This is a genomic window from Paenarthrobacter sp. NPDC089988 (genome assembly GCF_044748465.1).
Lineage (GTDB): Bacteria > Actinomycetota > Actinomycetes > Actinomycetales > Micrococcaceae > Arthrobacter.
Window position 1 is genome coordinate 92,574 of sequence record NZ_JBIVGD010000001.1, and the last position, 15,651, is coordinate 108,224.

13 protein-coding genes and 3 tRNA genes are annotated in these 15,651 nt (G+C 63.8%); 3 read left to right on the forward strand and 13 right to left on the reverse strand.

Annotated features, from left to right (window positions below; genetic code table 11):
- Nucleotides 1-39 precede the first annotated feature (39 nt).
- Both ACIPV6_RS00455 and ACIPV6_RS00460 read right to left on the reverse strand, forming a co-directional pair.
- Nucleotides 40-603: a DM13 domain-containing protein gene (locus ACIPV6_RS00455; RefSeq protein ID WP_400269048.1), complete on the reverse strand. Its 564-nt coding sequence runs from the start codon at nt 601-603 to the stop codon at nt 40-42.
- A gap of 71 nt (nt 604-674) precedes the next feature.
- Nucleotides 675-1,355 carry a DUF1684 domain-containing protein gene (locus ACIPV6_RS00460; RefSeq protein WP_400269049.1) on the reverse strand — a complete coding sequence of 227 codons (681 nt, stop codon included), beginning with the start codon at nt 1,353-1,355 and terminating at the stop codon, nt 675-677.
- A 55-nt stretch (nt 1,356-1,410) separates the two neighbouring features.
- On the opposite strand from ACIPV6_RS00460, the gene ACIPV6_RS00465 reads away from it, so the two are divergent.
- Nucleotides 1,411-2,262, forward strand: a complete 852-nt coding sequence (locus ACIPV6_RS00465) for a hypothetical protein (protein WP_400269050.1) — start codon at nt 1,411-1,413, stop codon at nt 2,260-2,262.
- Nucleotides 2,263-2,327: 65 nt separating this feature from the next.
- Nucleotides 2,328-3,134 carry a transglutaminase family protein gene (locus ACIPV6_RS00470; protein WP_400269051.1) on the forward strand — a complete coding sequence of 269 codons (807 nt, stop codon included), beginning with the start codon at nt 2,328-2,330 and terminating at the stop codon, nt 3,132-3,134.
- A 14-nt stretch (nt 3,135-3,148) separates the two neighbouring features.
- Here the strand turns inward: ACIPV6_RS00470 and ACIPV6_RS00475 are convergent, their stop codons facing one another.
- From ACIPV6_RS00475 to bcp, 7 genes are all read right to left on the reverse strand, one after another.
- Entirely contained in the window at nt 3,149-3,616 is a 468-nt protein-coding gene (locus ACIPV6_RS00475; RefSeq protein WP_400269052.1) for a MarR family winged helix-turn-helix transcriptional regulator, read from the reverse strand.
- Complete coding sequence (locus ACIPV6_RS00480; protein ID WP_400269053.1) at nt 3,616-4,740, reverse strand: LLM class flavin-dependent oxidoreductase; 1,125 nt, start codon at nt 4,738-4,740, stop codon at nt 3,616-3,618. Before ACIPV6_RS00480 ends, ACIPV6_RS00475 begins: the two co-directional genes overlap by 1 nt.
- 149 nt (nt 4,741-4,889) lie before the next feature.
- Nucleotides 4,890-8,087: an efflux RND transporter permease subunit gene (locus ACIPV6_RS00485; RefSeq protein WP_400269054.1), complete on the reverse strand. Its 3,198-nt coding sequence runs from the start codon at nt 8,085-8,087 to the stop codon at nt 4,890-4,892.
- Between the two features lie 64 nt (nt 8,088-8,151).
- Complete coding sequence (locus ACIPV6_RS00490) at nt 8,152-9,657, reverse strand: malate:quinone oxidoreductase (RefSeq protein WP_400269055.1); 1,506 nt, start codon at nt 9,655-9,657, stop codon at nt 8,152-8,154.
- 79 nt (nt 9,658-9,736) lie between these two features.
- Nucleotides 9,737-11,404 (reverse strand): ABC transporter substrate-binding protein, encoded by a 1,668-nt coding sequence (locus tag ACIPV6_RS00495; RefSeq protein ID WP_400269056.1) that lies wholly within the window; start codon nt 11,402-11,404, stop codon nt 9,737-9,739.
- A gap of 193 nt (nt 11,405-11,597) precedes the next feature.
- Nucleotides 11,598-11,679 (reverse strand) — tRNA-Leu (locus ACIPV6_RS00500).
- A 60-nt stretch (nt 11,680-11,739) separates the two neighbouring features.
- Entirely contained in the window at nt 11,740-12,213 is a 474-nt protein-coding gene (gene bcp / locus ACIPV6_RS00505) for a thioredoxin-dependent thiol peroxidase (RefSeq protein ID WP_400269057.1), read from the reverse strand.
- Nucleotides 12,214-12,298: 85 nt separating this feature from the next.
- Between bcp and ACIPV6_RS00510 the strand changes: the two genes are divergently transcribed.
- Complete coding sequence (locus ACIPV6_RS00510) at nt 12,299-12,751, forward strand: MarR family winged helix-turn-helix transcriptional regulator (RefSeq protein WP_400269058.1); 453 nt, start codon at nt 12,299-12,301, stop codon at nt 12,749-12,751.
- A gap of 82 nt (nt 12,752-12,833) precedes the next feature.
- Here ACIPV6_RS00510 and ACIPV6_RS00515 read toward each other — a convergent pair.
- The 4 genes from ACIPV6_RS00515 to ACIPV6_RS00530 form a co-directional block, all read right to left on the reverse strand.
- Nucleotides 12,834-12,909, reverse strand: a tRNA-Lys gene (locus ACIPV6_RS00515).
- Between the two features lie 191 nt (nt 12,910-13,100).
- Nucleotides 13,101-13,176, reverse strand: a tRNA-Lys gene (locus ACIPV6_RS00520).
- Nucleotides 13,177-13,293: 117 nt separating this feature from the next.
- Nucleotides 13,294-14,469 carry a PQQ-dependent sugar dehydrogenase gene (locus ACIPV6_RS00525; RefSeq protein ID WP_400269059.1) on the reverse strand — a complete coding sequence of 392 codons (1,176 nt, stop codon included), beginning with the start codon at nt 14,467-14,469 and terminating at the stop codon, nt 13,294-13,296.
- A 37-nt stretch (nt 14,470-14,506) separates the two neighbouring features.
- A complete protein-coding gene (locus tag ACIPV6_RS00530) occupies nt 14,507-15,526 on the reverse strand; it encodes a hypothetical protein (protein WP_400269060.1) in 1,020 nt (339 codons plus the stop codon).
- Nucleotides 15,527-15,651: the final 125 nt, after the last annotated feature.

A 15,651-nucleotide genomic window follows, 5' to 3' on the forward strand; every position in this document is an offset into this window, starting at 1 on the left:
ACGCAGCCGTGGCACGCAGTGCGGGCCACGCAAAGGAACTCAGGAGAGCGGGGCCGAGCCGAAGGCGACGCTGAAGCGGTCGCACCAAAGGACCACGGAGGTCAGTCCCGCCACATCGGTTCCGGCAGGAACAACGTAATTGTGGTTGCCGTGGGTGGCCTTGACCTGCCCCAGGTCCACATAGCGGCCGGAGCGGTACTTGAACCAGTCGCCGCCCGCCTCCAGGCTGCTCAACCACACCTTGACGTCCGGCCCATCGCTGCTGGCCAGATCCTCCAGCCGGAGCACATGGCTTCCATCCGGGAGCTTCAGCAACTGGGCTGCGCCCGTGGTCTCATGCTCCTGGGATTGGAAGGTGCCCGAGCTGACGACTATCGGATCGCCCGCCGTGGGCGTTCCAGCCGGGACTTCAGCGGCAGGAGTCACCGGCGACGCGCTCGCGGCCACCGGGGCGGCCGGCAGCGCTTCGTCCAGGCTGCTGCTGGTGAAGAGCCGCCAAGGCTGGAACAGGGCTGCCCCGACCACGATGGCCGCCAGCAGGGCTGTTCCTATCACAGCAGTGACTGTCCTGTGGGCCTGGACAAGCCTCCGGAATCTGGTCATGCTTCAAGGCTAGGCTTCGAGCGAGGTCCTTGGGGGCGTCATTGCTTACGGTCCTGTGACGCGGTTCCGTGCTAAGCGGGTAGATACAGCTCCCCGACGGGAATTTCAGAGGCGAGGCGGTTGGCCGGGCCGGCGAGCGGACACGCCCAAGCTTCGTTGTAGGCGCACGAGGGGTTGTAGGCGAAGTTGAAGTCCAAAACGAACTCCTGTTCCTCGCCACTGCGCCGGACTCCGTGGAAGGCTCCCTTGATGGTGTCCAGGAGGTACCGCCCCGCCCCGTAGCTCCCACCTTCCTTCCCTGCGGTGGTGTCCCGGAAAGGAACGAAGATCCCGCCGCCGTAGCTGCGCAGGCGCCAAGCGGCCAGGGAACCGATGCCGGGAAGTTCGAAAGTACCTATACGCACAAAGGGAACAACACCGTCCGTCCCCGTGGACACGTTCATTTCCTGACCTTCGCCCTCTGGCGTCAACGGGACATACAAACGGTAGGCGGGATCGTAGTCGGCGGTCCGCAGCCCGGAGAAGGACGCTTTGACGTCGTCCGTCAGCGCCGAGGCCGGGTGGGTGGCGAACATGCGGTCCCGCTCCTGCCGCCAGTAGTTGTGGGCGTCGAAGGGATCCTGTGCCGCCAACTGCCGCACATGGTGGTACAGCGCGAAGGTCCGCAGGCGCCAGTCGGCGATGTCCGCTGCGGACATGGTGGGGATGTCGTCGTCGAACCCGGAAAATTCGTCGGTACTTTCGGGAGCCATGTCCAAAGCCTAGTCCTGTGCGTGTCGCGGGACCTGCCCCGGATAGGCTTTCCCCATGGAGGGCATGACAAAACCCATCACCGTCCCCGGCCGGATCGCCGCCCTGGCTACCGCCGTCGTGGTCCTTGTGGCCGGCGCCACCGCCTGCACGGCCCAAAACAAGGGTCCCCAGGTTTCGGACACCGCCACGGCGCGGCCCAACAGTTCGGAGTCCGGAACCGCGCCAGCGTCGCCATCTGGCGAAAGCACGACGCCGGCACCTCCTTCCGGAGGCAGCCTGCCTTCCGCTGCTCCCGGGACTTCCGCGTCGCCGGAGGCCGTACCCACGGCACTGTCCTGGAAGACCTACACCGATCCGGCAAAGAGCGTCAGCTTCGAGGTGCCCCAGGACTGGATTGTCCAGTCCGTGGCTCCGGATGCGGGTTCCCTTCCTGGTGCCCTGAAGGTGGAGGTTAAGGATGCTGCGGGGAAGTATCTGGCAACGCTGCAAACAGGTTTGCCCGCTGCCGCTCCCGCGGATTGCCCCGCGGGCCAAGCCAGGCCCTATGTGGTGATCAGCAGTGTTCCCCTCGACGTGCCCCATTCCGGCGGTTCCGGCACGATCGAACCCCGCGTGGTGTTCAGGGTCATCCAGGGGTACAAGTTCTTCGGCTCGTTCGGCATCACCAACGTGGTGGCTGGCGCGGACGGACAATCCTGCGAGCTTCGCAACCGCGTGCAGGGGCCTGCCGGCAAGGGGGATATTGCCTTCGGGGACGTCACCGCGTTGCACGCGTTCGCCGTGGATGAGAAGGTGGCGCCCGCCAAGTCCTTCGACACCTTGGACCTGGCCGCAAAGTACGTGGCGCATGGTGCAGAATTCGCGAACGTCCAGCGGATGCTACTGTCTCTGAAGGTCAATCTGTAGTCCTGCTGTTGGCTGATACACGCACGGCGGCATGGGGTGTCCCGCCGCAACCATCCCGGAGATCAATGGAACGCAACGTAGCTGCCAAGCTCGTTTTCAAGACCGTCGCGAACACCAAGGTTGCCATGGCCATTGCCGTGGCCCGCAACCCCGGCTACGAATCCCTGAGCGAGACGCTCTCCATCACCAGCGACGGCAATAACGTCCCGTTCGCCGAGCTCGCGGACCATCACGGCGGACGCTTCCAGTACATGGAGTTCGCGGAGCCGAGCGAAGTCACCGTGGACTACCAGGCCACCGTTGTGGGCAGGGGAGAACCCGATGTCTCCGGGCCGATGGAACTGATCCGCTATGTCCGCCCGAGCCGGTACGCGGAGTCGGACAGGTTGCTGCCCACGTCCTACGCCGAGTTTGGCGGGCTGCACGGGACCGAACTCCTCTCAGCCGTGCGCAACTGGGTCCACGGAGAACTGCGTTACGTCAGTGGCTCTTCCCGGGGGACGGACGGTGCGGTGGAGACGCTCCTGCACCGCCGCGGTGTGTGCCGCGACTTCGCGCACCTGGCCATCGCCCTCCTGCGGTCCAAGGACGTGCCTGCGCGCCTGGCGGCCGTGTATGCTCCGGGCCTGAGCCCCATGGATTTCCATGCAGTGGCCGAGGCATATGTTGAGGGTGCGTGGCACATCATCGATCCCACGGGCCTGGCGCCACGCGAAGCCATGCTACGGATTACGGCCGGACGGGACTCTTCGGATACGGCGTTCCTGTCCACGGTTGGGGGCAGCCTGTCCCTGAAGACCTTGAAGGTCAGTGCAGAGGTTAACGGCGAGCTGCCCGGGGAAGACCCCGGGCAGCTCATCACCCTCTGCTAAGGAAACGCCGGCTGTCAGTGGCCGGCCACGGACGCCCGCAGCTTCTCCGTCAGGCGGAGGAGTTCCCGCTGTTCTTCGGCAGTCAAGGCAGGGGCCACCAGGTGCGCAATATCCCGCACGTGCTCGCGTCCGATGCTTTTTTGCAACTCCCGGCCCGCTTCGGTGAGGGAGAGCAGGACTCCCCGGCCGTCGTCGGGCGCTGTTGTCCGCTCAACCAGGCCACGCTTCTCCAAGCGGTCAATGAGCCGGCTCAAACTGGATTGGCTCAAGAGGACTTTGTCATTGATTTCGTTCTGGCGCAGCTGCCCCGAAGGGCAGCGCGAGAGCGTGAACAGGACGTCGTACTCCTTGACGGGCAGCGCCTTGAAGGCGGGACCCGATTGAAGTTTCCGCATCACCGCCACCTGGGACCGGAACAGCGACTCCCAGGTTTCGGCGGCGAGCCGGACGGCGGATGAGGCAGTGCCTGTTGCACCGGACATCAGGACTCCTGTCCCGCAGCCCCGGCCTGCGCCGCTTCGCTGACGCTTGCCTCCAGTGCGGCCGCGACGCGCGAAGCGTGCGTCGGGGCATCCGGCACGTGGGCGGGCTTCCGGGACTCGTATTCCTTGCGGAGGACCGGAAGGACCTCCTCGCCAAAGAGGTCCAGCTGCTCCAGGACCGTCTTCAGGGGTAGGCCGGCGTGGTCGATCAGGAACAGCTGCCGCTGGTAGTCACCGAAGAACTCCCGGAAGGTGAGGGTCTTCTCGATGACCTCCTGCGGGCTGCCCACCGTCAACGGCGTCTGGGAGGTGAAGTCCTCCAGTGACGGACCGTGGCCGTAGACCGGTGCGTTGTCGAAGTACGGGCGGAATTCCTTCACGGCGTCCTGCGAGTTCTTCCTCATGAAGAACTGGCCGCCCAGGCCGACGATCGCCTGGTCTGCCTTGCCGTGGCCGTAGTGTTCGTAGCGCTCACGGTAGAGGCCAATCAGCTGCTGGTAGTGCTCCTTGGGCCAGAAGATGTTGTTGGCGAAGAAACCGTCGCCGTAGTAGGCGGCCACTTCGGCGATCTGCGGCGTACGGATGGAGCCGTGCCACACGAAGGGAGCCACGCCGTCGAGCGGACGCGGGGTGGACGTGAAGTTCTGCAGCGGCGTGCGGAACTTGCCGGACCAGTTGACCGTGTCCTCGTCCCACAACTTGCGGAGCAGGCTGTAGTTTTCGATCGCGAGCTCGATCCCGTCCTGGATGTTCTTGCCGAACCAGGGGTAGACCGGGGCGGTGTTGCCGCGGCCAAGGACCAGGTCCACCCTGCCGTCGGACAAGTGCTGCAGCATCGCGAAGTCCTCGGCGATCTTCACGGGGTCGTTGGTGGTGATCAGCGTGGTTGCCGTGGAGAGCGTGATGCGCTCGGTCTGTGCTGCGATGTAGGCCAGCGTGGTGGTGGGGGAGGAGGAGAAGAATGGCCGGTTGTGGTGCTCGCCGATGGCGTAGACATCCATGCCGATTTCTTCGACCTTCCTGGCGATGGCCACGGAGGCCTTGATGCGCTCGTTCTCCGTGGGTGTGCGGCCCGTGGTGGGGTCAGTGGTGATGTCGCTGACGCTGAAAACGCCGATCTGCATGATGTGCCTTTCTCCCTGCCCGTGATCCCGGGCCCTGCTCAACAGTGTATCTGAAACTAGATGCATTTGCATCTATCACTGCCTGTAACAGGACAGGGCCGGGAAATGTTCCCGGCCCTGTCCAACTGTTGCGTGCTTGGAGAATGCGGCTATTCCGCGGGGTTGTGGGCGGCCCGCCTGCCGGTGACCCGCGGTACGGCTCCCGTGGTCCAATCGCCGAAGTCGCCGTCTCCACCGTTGCCCCTTGCCGGTTCAGGCTTCAGGTGCAGGGCTTTCCGGAGCTCCTTTTTCTCACGCCGGCCTTCCACCAGTTTGTAGAGGACCGGCACCAGGACCAGCGTCAGCGCCGTGGACGAGACCAGGCCACCGATCACCACAATGGCCAACGGCTGCGAAATGAAGCCCCCGCCGCCCGTCAGGCCCAGGGCCATGGGAGTCAGGGCGAACACCGTGGCCAGCGCCGTCATGAGGATGGGACGCAAGCGCTGCCGGGCACCATGGGTGATGGCGTCCGCGACGCTCATTCCCGGCCTTCCGTCGTGCGGTGTGCGGTATTGGTTGATCAGGTCGATCAGCACAATGGCGTTGGTCACCACGATACCTACCAGCATCAACATGCCGATCAGCGAGGGGAGGCCCAGCGGAACGCCCGTCAACAGCAGGAGCCCCACGGCCCCTGTTGCGGCGAAGGGCACCGAGACCAGCAGGATCAGAGGCTGGATGAGCGACTTGAAGGCCGCCACCATAATGACGTAGACAATCGCGATCGCCGCCAGGAGGGCCAGGCCCAGCTGCCGGAACGACTCGGCCTGCTGCGTCGTGGCCCCTCCGATGGCCGCCGTGACCCCGGCCGGAAGCTGTACGGAGGCCAGCCGCTCCTGCACCGCGGCACTGACGCTGCCCAGGTTGGAACCCGACGGAGTCACGGTCACCTTAGCGGTGCGTTGGCCGTTGCTGCTGGTGATGGACACCGGAGTGTCCACCTGCTCGACGGCGGCAATGGACTCCAGGGCGATGGGACCGCGCGCCGTGGGCAACTGGACCGCCTTGACCGCTGCAATGCTCGTGAAGCGGGTGCCCTTGCCGATCTGGACGGGGAAATCGTTGGTGCTGATGCGGACGGTCCCGGCGGGAATGGGGCTGACCGTCGAGGCGAGGAAGGCTCCTACCTGTTCCTCGGTCAGTCCTGCGGCCACGGTTTTGGCCCGGTCCACCCGGACCTGGACCACGGGTTGGCCGGCTGCGAGGTTGGTGGAGACTTCCGTGCTCCCCGGCACCCCGTCCATGGCTTTCACCATCGCGTCGCTGGCTGTCTGCAGATCGGCGGAATTGGCCGCCTTGATGGTGATGTCCACCGTGGAGGAAGTGCCGAAGCCACCCTGCTGGGAGCCAACGGTGATCTTGCCCGCGGCATCGGCCAGTTTGGCCCGGACCTCGTCCTGGAGCTTCTTCTGGTTGGCCTTCTCGTCGGTGACAATGGTGAAGGTCGAATTCGAAGCGCCGGTGGAGGTCAGGGCCGCAAAGCCTGTTTGGGCGTTGCCGGAGGTCACCTGGATGTCCTTGATGCCCTCCGTGCCCCGCAGGATGTCCTCCACTGTGCCGGCTTCCTGGCTGGTCGCCTCAAGGCTGGTGCCCGCCGGGAGGACCTGGCGCACCGTCATGCTGTTCTCGCCGGACCGACCCAGCAGGTCCGTGGCCAGCAGGGGAGATGCCGCAGCGGTGGCCACGAGGATCAGGACGGCGGCGGTAAGGGTGATGACCGGATGCTTCTGCGTCTTTGCAAGAATTGGCAGGTACCCACGCTGGAGCCGGGTCCGCTGCTCGGCTTCCCTGGCCCGCTCGGCAGTGTTGGCGGTTGGCTCCGCGGCTTCCCGGGCCGGCGCAGCGAGGAACCAGTAGGCCAGCACGGGAACGATCGTCAGCGAAACGAGCAGGGAGGACAACAGGGCGATGGTCACCGTCAAAGCGAACGGCCGGAACAGTTCGCCCGCCAGGTCGCCCACGAACGCAATGGGCAGGAATACGGCCACCGTGGTGAGCGTGGAAGCGGTGATGGCCCCGGCGACTTCCCGGATGGAGGTGACGATCGCTGTCAGCTTGGGCTCGCCGTAGCTCAAGTGTCGCTTGATGTTCTCAATGACCACGATCGAGTCGTCAACCACGCGGCCAATCGCAATGGTCAGCGCGCCGAGCGTCAGGATGTTCAGCGAGTAGCCCGTGGCCGAGATACCGATGAACGTGATCAGCAAGGACAACGGGATGGACACGGCAGTGACCAGGGTGGACCGGACTGACATGAGGAACACCAGGATCACGGCCACGGCAAAGCCGAGGCCCAGGAGACCCTCCGTGGTGAGGTCCTTGATGGACTTTTCGATGAACGGCGCTTGGTCGAAGACCGGGGTGAAGACCGCATTGTTGCCGAGCTCGTCCTGCATCGGGGCGATGGCGTCACGAACGGCACGCGAGATGGCGACGGTGTCGCCCTCGGGCTTCTTGGTCACGGACAGCGCGAGCGTGGGCTTGCCGTTGGTGCGCGTGATGGACGTGGCAGCGTCGTCCTCGATGCTCACATCGGCCACGGCTCCAATGGTTGCTGCGCCCTTGGCTCCTGTCAGCGGAAGGCCCTTGATGACGTCCAGCGAATCGACGGGACTGCCAAGCTGGAGGGAAAGTGTCTTGCCCTGGTCCTCGATGGTGCCCACCGGAACCAGTGTGCCGTTGTTCTTCAGGGCAGCGCTGATTGACTGGATTGAGGTCCCGGAGCTGGCCAGGTCCGCGGGGCGGGGCTGGATCAGGATGTGTTGGCTGGCGCCGCCCGTCACATCGGCGCCCCGGACGCCGTCGATCTTTTGCAAACGGGGCACGCTCAGGCGCTGGAGGTCGGCGTTCAGTTCGCTCAACGGCTTGTCCGAGGACACCGCCAGGAACACGATGGGGAAATCGCTGATGTTCCCGGCAATGGACTGGGGTTCGACGTCGGCGGGCAGCACCCGCTTGGCGTTGGAGATGGCCCGGTCGATCTGGTTCCTGGCCCTGTCCAGGTTGGACCCATAGGTGAACACCATGGTGATCTGCGAAACGCCGTTGCGCGAGGTGGAGGTGGTGGACTCAAGCCCCTCCACGCTGTTAAGGGCCGTTTCGAGGGGCCGGCTCAGTTGCTTGTCCACCACCTCGGGGGACGCGCCCGGCATGGACGTAACCACGGTGATCTGGGGGAACTCAATGGACGGGATGAGTTCCTGCTTAAGCGAACCCATGGTGATCACGCCGAACACCGCCGCAAAGACGGTGATCAGCGCGATCAGGGCCCGGTTTCCCAGGGACAGCGTGGCCAGGCGGAACATTGCATTGTCTCCTGAGGTCTACGGAAGTGTTCGGCTGACGGGAACCGGCCGCAGCCCCTGGATACTAGCTCTGGAGCGCGGGCGCAGTGTCCAATTGCAGGGAACGCGCCGTGCTGGCTTCGAGTTCCGCGGCAAGCTCCGGGTTCTCGTTGAGCTTGACGCCATAGCCCGGCATCATGTCCTTGAGCTTGGACTGCCAGCCCTTGAAGTTCTTCGGGAAGGATTTCTGCAACAGTTCGATCATGATCGGCACGGCAGTGGAGGCTCCAGGGGAGGCGCCAAGCAGTGCGCCGATCGAACCATCGCGGGAAGCGATGACCTCGGTGCCGAACTGCAGGATGCCCCCCTTTTGCGGGTGCTTCTTGATGATCTGTACGCGCTGTCCGGCGGTGATGAGTTCCCAGTCGCCACCGGCGGCCTCGGGGTAGTACTCGCGCAGGGATTCCACCTTGGCTTCGTGGCGCTTGGCCACTTCCTTGATGAGGTAGGCCGTGAGGTCCATGTTGTCCTTGGCCACCGCCAGCATGGGAATGATGTTTCCAGGGCGGATGGACAAGGGAAGGTCCAGGTAGCTGGAGGTCTTCAGGAAGTTTGTAGAGAAGCCCGCGTAGGGGCCGAAGAGGAGCGAACGCTTGCCGTCCACGTACCGGGTGTCCAGGTGGGGGACGGACATGGGCGGAGCGCCGACGGATGCCTGGCCATAGACCTTGGCGCTGTGCTGGGACGTGATGGCCTCATCGGTGCATCGGAAGAACTGTCCGGACACGGGGAATCCGCCGTAGCCCTTGCTCTCCGGAATGCCGGAGGCCTGCAGCAAGTGGAGGGCGCCGCCACCGGCCCCGACGAAGACGAACTTGGCATGGATCCTGCCGTGCTCCCCGGACTTTGCGTGCTTGAGGGACAGGTCCCAACCGCCGCCTGCGGCGCGGTTGATGTTGGTGACGTCATGGCCGTAGTTGACCTCTGCGCCGCTGCTGCGCAGGTAGCTGGTCAGTTCGCGGGTCAGTGCGCCAAAGTCGACATCGGTACCTTCTGCTGCGCGCGTCGCAGCGACACGCTGCTTGCGGTCGCGGCCCTTGACGATCAAGGGAGCCCATTTGGCGATCTGCGCTTGGTCCTCGGTGTATTCCATGCTCCGGAACAGGGTGTTGGGCTTGAGGGCCTCGTAGCGGGTCTTGAGGAAGTCCGCGTGGTCGTCGCCAATGACGAAGCTCATGTGCGGAACGGTGTTGATGAAGCCCTTGGGGGAGCCGATCACGTTGCTGTCCACCAGGTGGGACCAGAACTGGCGCGAAAGCTGGAACTGTTCGTTGATGTGGATGGCCTTGGCAGGATCCACCGAGCCGTCCTTGGCTGCGGGGGAGTAGTTGAGCTCGCACAATGCGGCATGCCCGGTGCCTGCGTTGTTCCAGGGGCCGGAGCTTTCCAGTCCAGCCTCGTCGAGGCGTTCGAACATGGAGATGGTCCAGGTGGGTTCAAGTTGCTTGATGAACGCACCCAGGGTGGCACTCATGATTCCGCCGCCAATAAGGACGACGTCGGCATGCTGAGTCTTGGAAATGAAGGTCACAATCAATCTCCGATAGCGGCGGCACTGGCTGTCACAGAATATCCCCGGGCGCACCCAATACTGAAATTGCCGGGAATCGTCAAGGCTTTAAGCGGACGTTTGTGAAAACTTCGTTCAAGACAGGCGATGCCGGGTAGCTTTCCACCTTGTTGGAGAGGGCCAGGGCGGAGATCGGGAAGGCTATGGGGACGGCGGGGACGGACGCCGCGATCTCTGCGTTGATGGACTGGTACTCCGTGTTCCGGGCGTCGCCGTTGGGGAGCGCACGGGCACGTTCGATCTTGTGGAAGACCTCCGCGTCCGAGTAGCCGAACTCGGGCCGCGCCTCGCCGAACAGCGGCCCGAGGAAGTTGTCGGCGTCCGCATAAGAGCCGTTCCAGCCCAGCAGGTGCAACGCGTGGTCGCCGGAGGACTGGACCTTTTGCAAGTAGCCGTCTTCCCAGTTGATGGGAACCGGTTTGACGTTGATTCCCACGGCGACGAGCTGGCGGCTGATCTCCGCATAGATCTTCTCCGGCGTGGGGAGATAGGCCCGTGTGGCGTTGAGGGGGTAGTAGAACTTGAGTTCTTCGCCGTTGTAGCCGGCCTTCTTGAGGAGTTCCTTCGCCTTGTCCGGGTTGTAGCCCAGCGACGGAGCGTTGTTGTTGAAACCACTGAGCTTCGGGGGAACGAACTGCGAGGCCTGGGCCGTGTTGTCGATGAAGAAACGGCGGATCAGCGTTTCCTTGTCGATGGACATTTCGATCGCTTGGCGGACCTCGAGCTTGTCCAGTGGAGCTACGGCCTGGTTGATGCCCAGGTACATCACGGAGAAGGGATCCCGCTGGATGATCTGGACTCCCTTTTTCACCAGCTGGTCGAACGTTCCGGACGTCACGAGGTCGTAGGCGTCGATCTTGCCGTCCAACAAGGCCTGCTGCCGCGTCTCAGCGCGGTCATAAGGAATGAAGTTGATCGTAGCGATCTGGCCCCTGTTGCCCCAGTAGGACCCATTGGTGGTCAGGGTGACCTTTTGCTCGTCCCATGAACCGAACGTGTAGGGCCCGGTGCCAACCGGGTGGGCAGCATATGCGGATATGGCCTGGCCGTTCCGGACGGTGTCAAGGACGTTCGCTTTCTGGTCCTCCAGGGCTTTGGGGGAGGAGATCGCGAAAGCGGGCAGGGTCAGGGCCTGGAGGAATCCGGTGAAGGGGCGCGTCAGGTTGATCTGCACATTGGTGGCCGAGACAACCTTGCAGTCCTTGTAGATGGAGAACACGGGTTCGTCGGAGTAGGCCTTGAAGACGCTTTGGAAGGAGATGCCCGGTGCCTGCTTGCGGAGGTCCGCCGGGAAGGTGAACCAGCGGTTGAAGTTGGCGCAAACAGCCGCGGCGTCGAACGGCGTGCCGTCGTGGAAGGTGACTTTTTCGCGAAGAGTGAAGTCATAGCTCAGCCCGTTGTTGCTGTCCTTCCATTCCGTGGCAAGCAACGGAGTGGTCTGACCGGTGGAGCCGTCCACTCCAACCAGGCCTTCGAGGACCTGCCGCGTCACCCTGTAGGCCTCGGAATCGGACGTCACGGCAGGGTCCAGGCCCAAGGGCATGGACGCCGTTCCAAAGTTGAAGGTGGCGGTGGGGGCTGCCGGGCCGGAACTTCCTGCGGAAGACGACGGCGAAGGGCCGGGGGTTCCCGTGCAGGCGGCCAGTCCCAAGGCCAGGACGACGGCACTGCATTGCTTGCCCAAGCGCCGTATCTTGCTGCTTGCCACTCTTGTCCCCTCAAGCCGGTTGGTATTGCGCGGCCGGCTTCGGCCAGGCCGCATTCCAGTGTAATTGAACGTCCTGCGAGCCCCGGTCCATTGCCCTGGTTGCAGGCACGCCGGAGGCGGCTCCCCATCTTCTTGAGGAAAACACCCCCGGTCAGGACCGGGGGTGTTTGAGGAATCCGTGGATGCACCACTGTGCGCAAGGGGGGACTTGAACCCCCACGCCCGAAGGCACAGGAACCTAAATCCTGCGTGTCTGCCAATTTCACCACTCGCGCTGGGCGGCCATGACCAACCCATGGAGGGTCACGGCCTTGTATCGGGCTCCAGTCTACCCGTTACTTATCGAGCTTGAGGTCCCGCCGCAGCTTGGCCACATGACCGGTGGCCCGGACGTTGTACTGGGCCAATTCCACCGTCCCCTCGGGATTGACAACGATCGTCGAGCGGATCAGCCCCATGTAGGTCTTGCCGTAGTTCTTCTTCTCTCCCCACGCTGCGTAGGCATCCGCTACGGCGTGGTCCTCGTCGGAGAGCAGAGGGAAGGTCAGCTCTTCCTCGTCGGCGAACTTGGCCAGTGCTGTGGTGGAGTCCGGCGAAATCCCCAGGACCTCGTAGCCGGCACCCTTGAGTGATGCCAGCGAGTCCCGGAAGTCGCACGCCTGTTTGGTACATCCGGGTGTGGAGGCCGCCGGATAGAAGTAGACGATTGTTTTCTTCCCTCGAAAGTCCGAGAGGCTGATCTTGCTGCCATCTTTGTCAGTCAGTGTGAAGTCCGGGGCTGGATCCCCGGGAATGAGTCGTTCCGCCAAAATTTGCTCCTAGATAACGTTCGCGGTTCCCCAGTTTAGTGTGCGCAAGCCACGGCAGCGGGTGGCCGCCGCATATACTGTCGGCATGCCTGATATGGAGAGATGGCCCACGACGCGACTGCTTTCGACCGCTGCGCGGCTCGTGGAAATCTCGTGGAACGAAAAATTAAAAGCGATTGGCCTGACCCATGCAGGCGTTATTGCCATGCAAGTCCTTGCGGTCAAAGGCCCCATCACCCAGGCAGCGCTTGCCGAAGTGGCGCGCGTCAAAGCCCAGACCATGGGCACCACCTTGGCACGGCTCGAACTCCACGGGCATGTAACCCGGCACCGCAGCGATTCGGACCGCCGGAGCCATGTGGTCACGCTCACTGATGCTGGACGCGAAGCGCTCTCGGAAGCCGTCAAGCTGGAGCAGGACGTGCTGGCTCCGGTAGCCGTGGATACTGCCAGGCTCCGTGACGAACTGCGGATCGTTGTCCGCGGGCTCATCGGAGCCCCCATCAAAGAAGAACCTACTGACGACATCAATCTCTAAGCGGCTCCTGGCTTCGGCCAGGAACGCTTCGGGCATAAAGAAAAGGCTTCGACCGTCATTGACGGTCGAAGCCTTTTCTTTATGGTGCACCCCCCGGGACTCGAACCCGGAACCCATTGATTAAGAGTCAATTGCTCTGCCAGTTGAGCTAGAGGTGCAGCTGCTGTTCCGGCTTCTCCGAGGAATTGTTTTCCTCGTTGACCTCCGCAACGACAAATAACTCTACACCACTTTGTGGGCGGTCATGACCACTCTGCCCAAAGAGTGACGGACCGCACAAAGCCGCAATTCGCGCCCTTGATGCACAGCAAAAAGCCCCGAAGCGGAATTGGCTTCGGGGCTTTCTCTGTGGTGCACCCCCCGGGACTCGAACCCGGAACCCATTGATTAAGAGTCAATTGCTCTGCCAGTTGAGCTAGAGGTGCAACTGTTGATTTCGACCAACCGCAGGGCTTTTAGTTCCTTGGCGATCTCCGCAACGACAAGTAACTCTACACGACTTCCCCCGAACTGTGAAATCGGCCGTGGGATGGCATTGCTGGTCACGGCGCAGGCTCCAAAACCAGCACGAAATCAGGGTTTCTGTTGTTGCTCACCACCCAAAGGGAGCCGTCGGGGGCCTTCGCCACGTCCCTGAGCCGTCCGTATTCCGCTGTGAAGAAAGCCACAGGGGTGCCTGCGGTTTCCCTGGTGAGCGGGACGGCCCACAAACGCTGTCCCCGAAGCGCGCCGGTGTAGGCCACGTCGTCGATGATTTCCAGTCCACTCGGTGACGCGTCCGCCGTCGAGGGCCACACCACCTTGGCATCCAGGAGGCCGCTCCGGCCGGGCGCTCCCGTGACGGTGGGCCAGCCGTAGTTACCGCCCGGGGTGATCAGGTTCAACTCGTCGTCCACGTCAGGTCCGAACTCGCTGGCCCAGAGCCGTCCGTCCGCGTCCCAGGCGAGTCCTTGGACGTTGCGGTGCCCGTAACTGTAGACGGGATTGTCGCCGAAGGGGTTGCCCGGAGCCGGCTTGCCATCGGGGGTCAGCCGCAGGATCTTGCCGCCCAGGGCCTGGACGTTCTGCGGTTGCTCGCGGCGTTGCGAGTCGCCCGTACCAACGTAGAGGAATCCGTCGGGGCCGAACCGGATCCGGCCCCCGTTGTGCGTTGAAGCCTTGGGGATTCCGGAAAATATGACGTTGGGTTCGCCGAGCGTGAGGCGGCCGCCGGCGTCGCGGGCCAGCTTCATCCGGGCGATGCGGTTATCCGTTCCCGAGGTGAAGTAGGCGTACAGCCACCGGTCCGAAGCGAATTCCGGGGACACGGCAAGCCCCAGCAAGCCGCCTTCTCCGCCAGGTTCGACGCCGGGGACCTCGCCAATGGTTGTGGCCCGGCCATCGCGGATTTCCTTGAGACGGGTCGAGTCGCGCTCTGAAATGATGGCGGCGCCGTCCGGCAGGAACGCCACCGACCACGGAAGCTGCAACCCGACGTCGAGCTTTTCCTTGAGCTGCGGGCTGGCGGGCGCGGTCGCCGCCGACGAGGAGCCCGACGTTCCGCTGCCGGTCGACGCCGTACCGCCTTCTTGCTGCGTGCCACCGGGTGTCGCGGCAGTTCCGGGTGATGATGGGCTGCCCGTGCAGGCGGCCAGGGCAGGCGCCAGCGCGCAAGCCAAAGCCAGCGCACGCACCCTCAGGGAGAGGCGTTGCGACGGCGTGGCCTTGGTCCGGTTCATCTCAGGTGCCGGGCACAGTTCACGGTTCGCCGTCCGGCTAGTGCCGGTTACGCCGCGGCGCGCGGAACCCGGCCGCTTCGGCGTGGGCGGCCGATTCGAACCAGACGTCGGCGGGAGCTTCGGCGTAGGTGGCGGCGTCTTCGTCGTGGTAGGTCATGGTGGTGGCATCGCCCTTGACGGGATATCCGTCCGGGCCGGTTCCATCCGCGGCCGCGCCCGCGGAGCCTACGCCGTAGGGGTGGTCGACGGCAAGGTGTCCTGAACCGGACGAGGACGGTTGATCAGACTCTTCCGCAGCAGCCGTTTCCGCCCCGGGAAGCGTGGGGGAGTGGGCATCCGTGTATTCGTGGTGGTGGACCGGAGTCCCGGCCGCATCGGTCCAGGAGGACTCCCATTCGGCCTTGTCGGCTGCGTCCCTGTCGGGTGTGTCCTTTTTGGCTGTGTCCTTGTTGGCTGTGTCCTTGTCCGCTTCGGCTTTGCCCGCTTCGTCTTTGCCCGTGGCCTCATCGGCGCGTGCGACGTCGTCGGCGGTCGGTCCTGCCTGCCAATCGTCGACGTCTCCGGCATCCGCCTTCTCCACCGAGGCATGGGTGTCCACCACCGGTTCGTCCACTATGGGCTCATCGAGCACCGGAGTTTCCACCACCGGTTCGTTAGGGATGGTCTGCCCGGTTCCCGGCGTGGAATCGACCGTGGCAGCGCCGGAAGGCCCGGCTGGGACGGCTTCCGTCCCCGTCCCGGGATCTGCTGCTGACGCCGAATCCGGCTCTTCCTCCGCGGCGGGTTCTGTTGGTCCACTGCCTTCGGCGGCAGCCTTCCCAAGATTGGTGACGCCCGCAATGCCGGCGACGCCCGAAACAGCGGCTCCGCTTTCAGGCATGGAGGAGACATCGCTGGGTTCCATCGCGGCCGGCGGGGTTGTCCCGGGCTGACCCGGTGTTCCGGTCCGGGAATCGTTCCCGGCAGGTGCCGAATTCCTTGCGGTGTTCCGGCTTGTGAGCCACCAAACAATGGCGACAACCAGCACAATAACAATGACCCAAATCAACCAATCCATGGTGATGCCCTTCTGCTTCCGGGGTTTGCAGCGTTCCAGTGAGTCGTGATTCCGACGTTACGTGGCTCCCTATTGACTGTCCAGCACTTCGAGTGGCCAGGGGATTACTGGAAATATTCCTCTTT

What these genes read in the sequence shown, in the direction of transcription:
- ACIPV6_RS00455 (WP_400269048.1), bottom strand. Translation starts at nt 603, where the DNA reads ATGACCAGATTCCGGAGGCTTGTCCAGGCCCACAGGACAGTCACTGCT.
- ACIPV6_RS00460 (WP_400269049.1), bottom strand. Translation starts at nt 1,355, where the DNA reads ATGGCTCCCGAAAGTACCGACGAATTTTCCGGGTTCGACGACGACATC.
- ACIPV6_RS00465 (WP_400269050.1), top strand. Translation starts at nt 1,411, where the DNA reads ATGGAGGGCATGACAAAACCCATCACCGTCCCCGGCCGGATCGCCGCC.
- ACIPV6_RS00470 (WP_400269051.1), top strand. Translation starts at nt 2,328, where the DNA reads ATGGAACGCAACGTAGCTGCCAAGCTCGTTTTCAAGACCGTCGCGAAC.
- ACIPV6_RS00475 (WP_400269052.1), bottom strand. Translation starts at nt 3,616, where the DNA reads ATGTCCGGTGCAACAGGCACTGCCTCATCCGCCGTCCGGCTCGCCGCC.
- ACIPV6_RS00480 (WP_400269053.1), bottom strand. Translation starts at nt 4,740, where the DNA reads ATGCAGATCGGCGTTTTCAGCGTCAGCGACATCACCACTGACCCCACC.
- ACIPV6_RS00485 (WP_400269054.1), bottom strand. Translation starts at nt 8,087, where the DNA reads ATGTTCCGCCTGGCCACGCTGTCCCTGGGAAACCGGGCCCTGATCGCG.
- ACIPV6_RS00510 (WP_400269058.1), top strand. Translation starts at nt 12,299, where the DNA reads ATGCCTGATATGGAGAGATGGCCCACGACGCGACTGCTTTCGACCGCT.
- ACIPV6_RS00525 (WP_400269059.1), bottom strand. Translation starts at nt 14,469, where the DNA reads ATGAACCGGACCAAGGCCACGCCGTCGCAACGCCTCTCCCTGAGGGTG.
- ACIPV6_RS00530 (WP_400269060.1), bottom strand. Translation starts at nt 15,526, where the DNA reads ATGGATTGGTTGATTTGGGTCATTGTTATTGTGCTGGTTGTCGCCATT.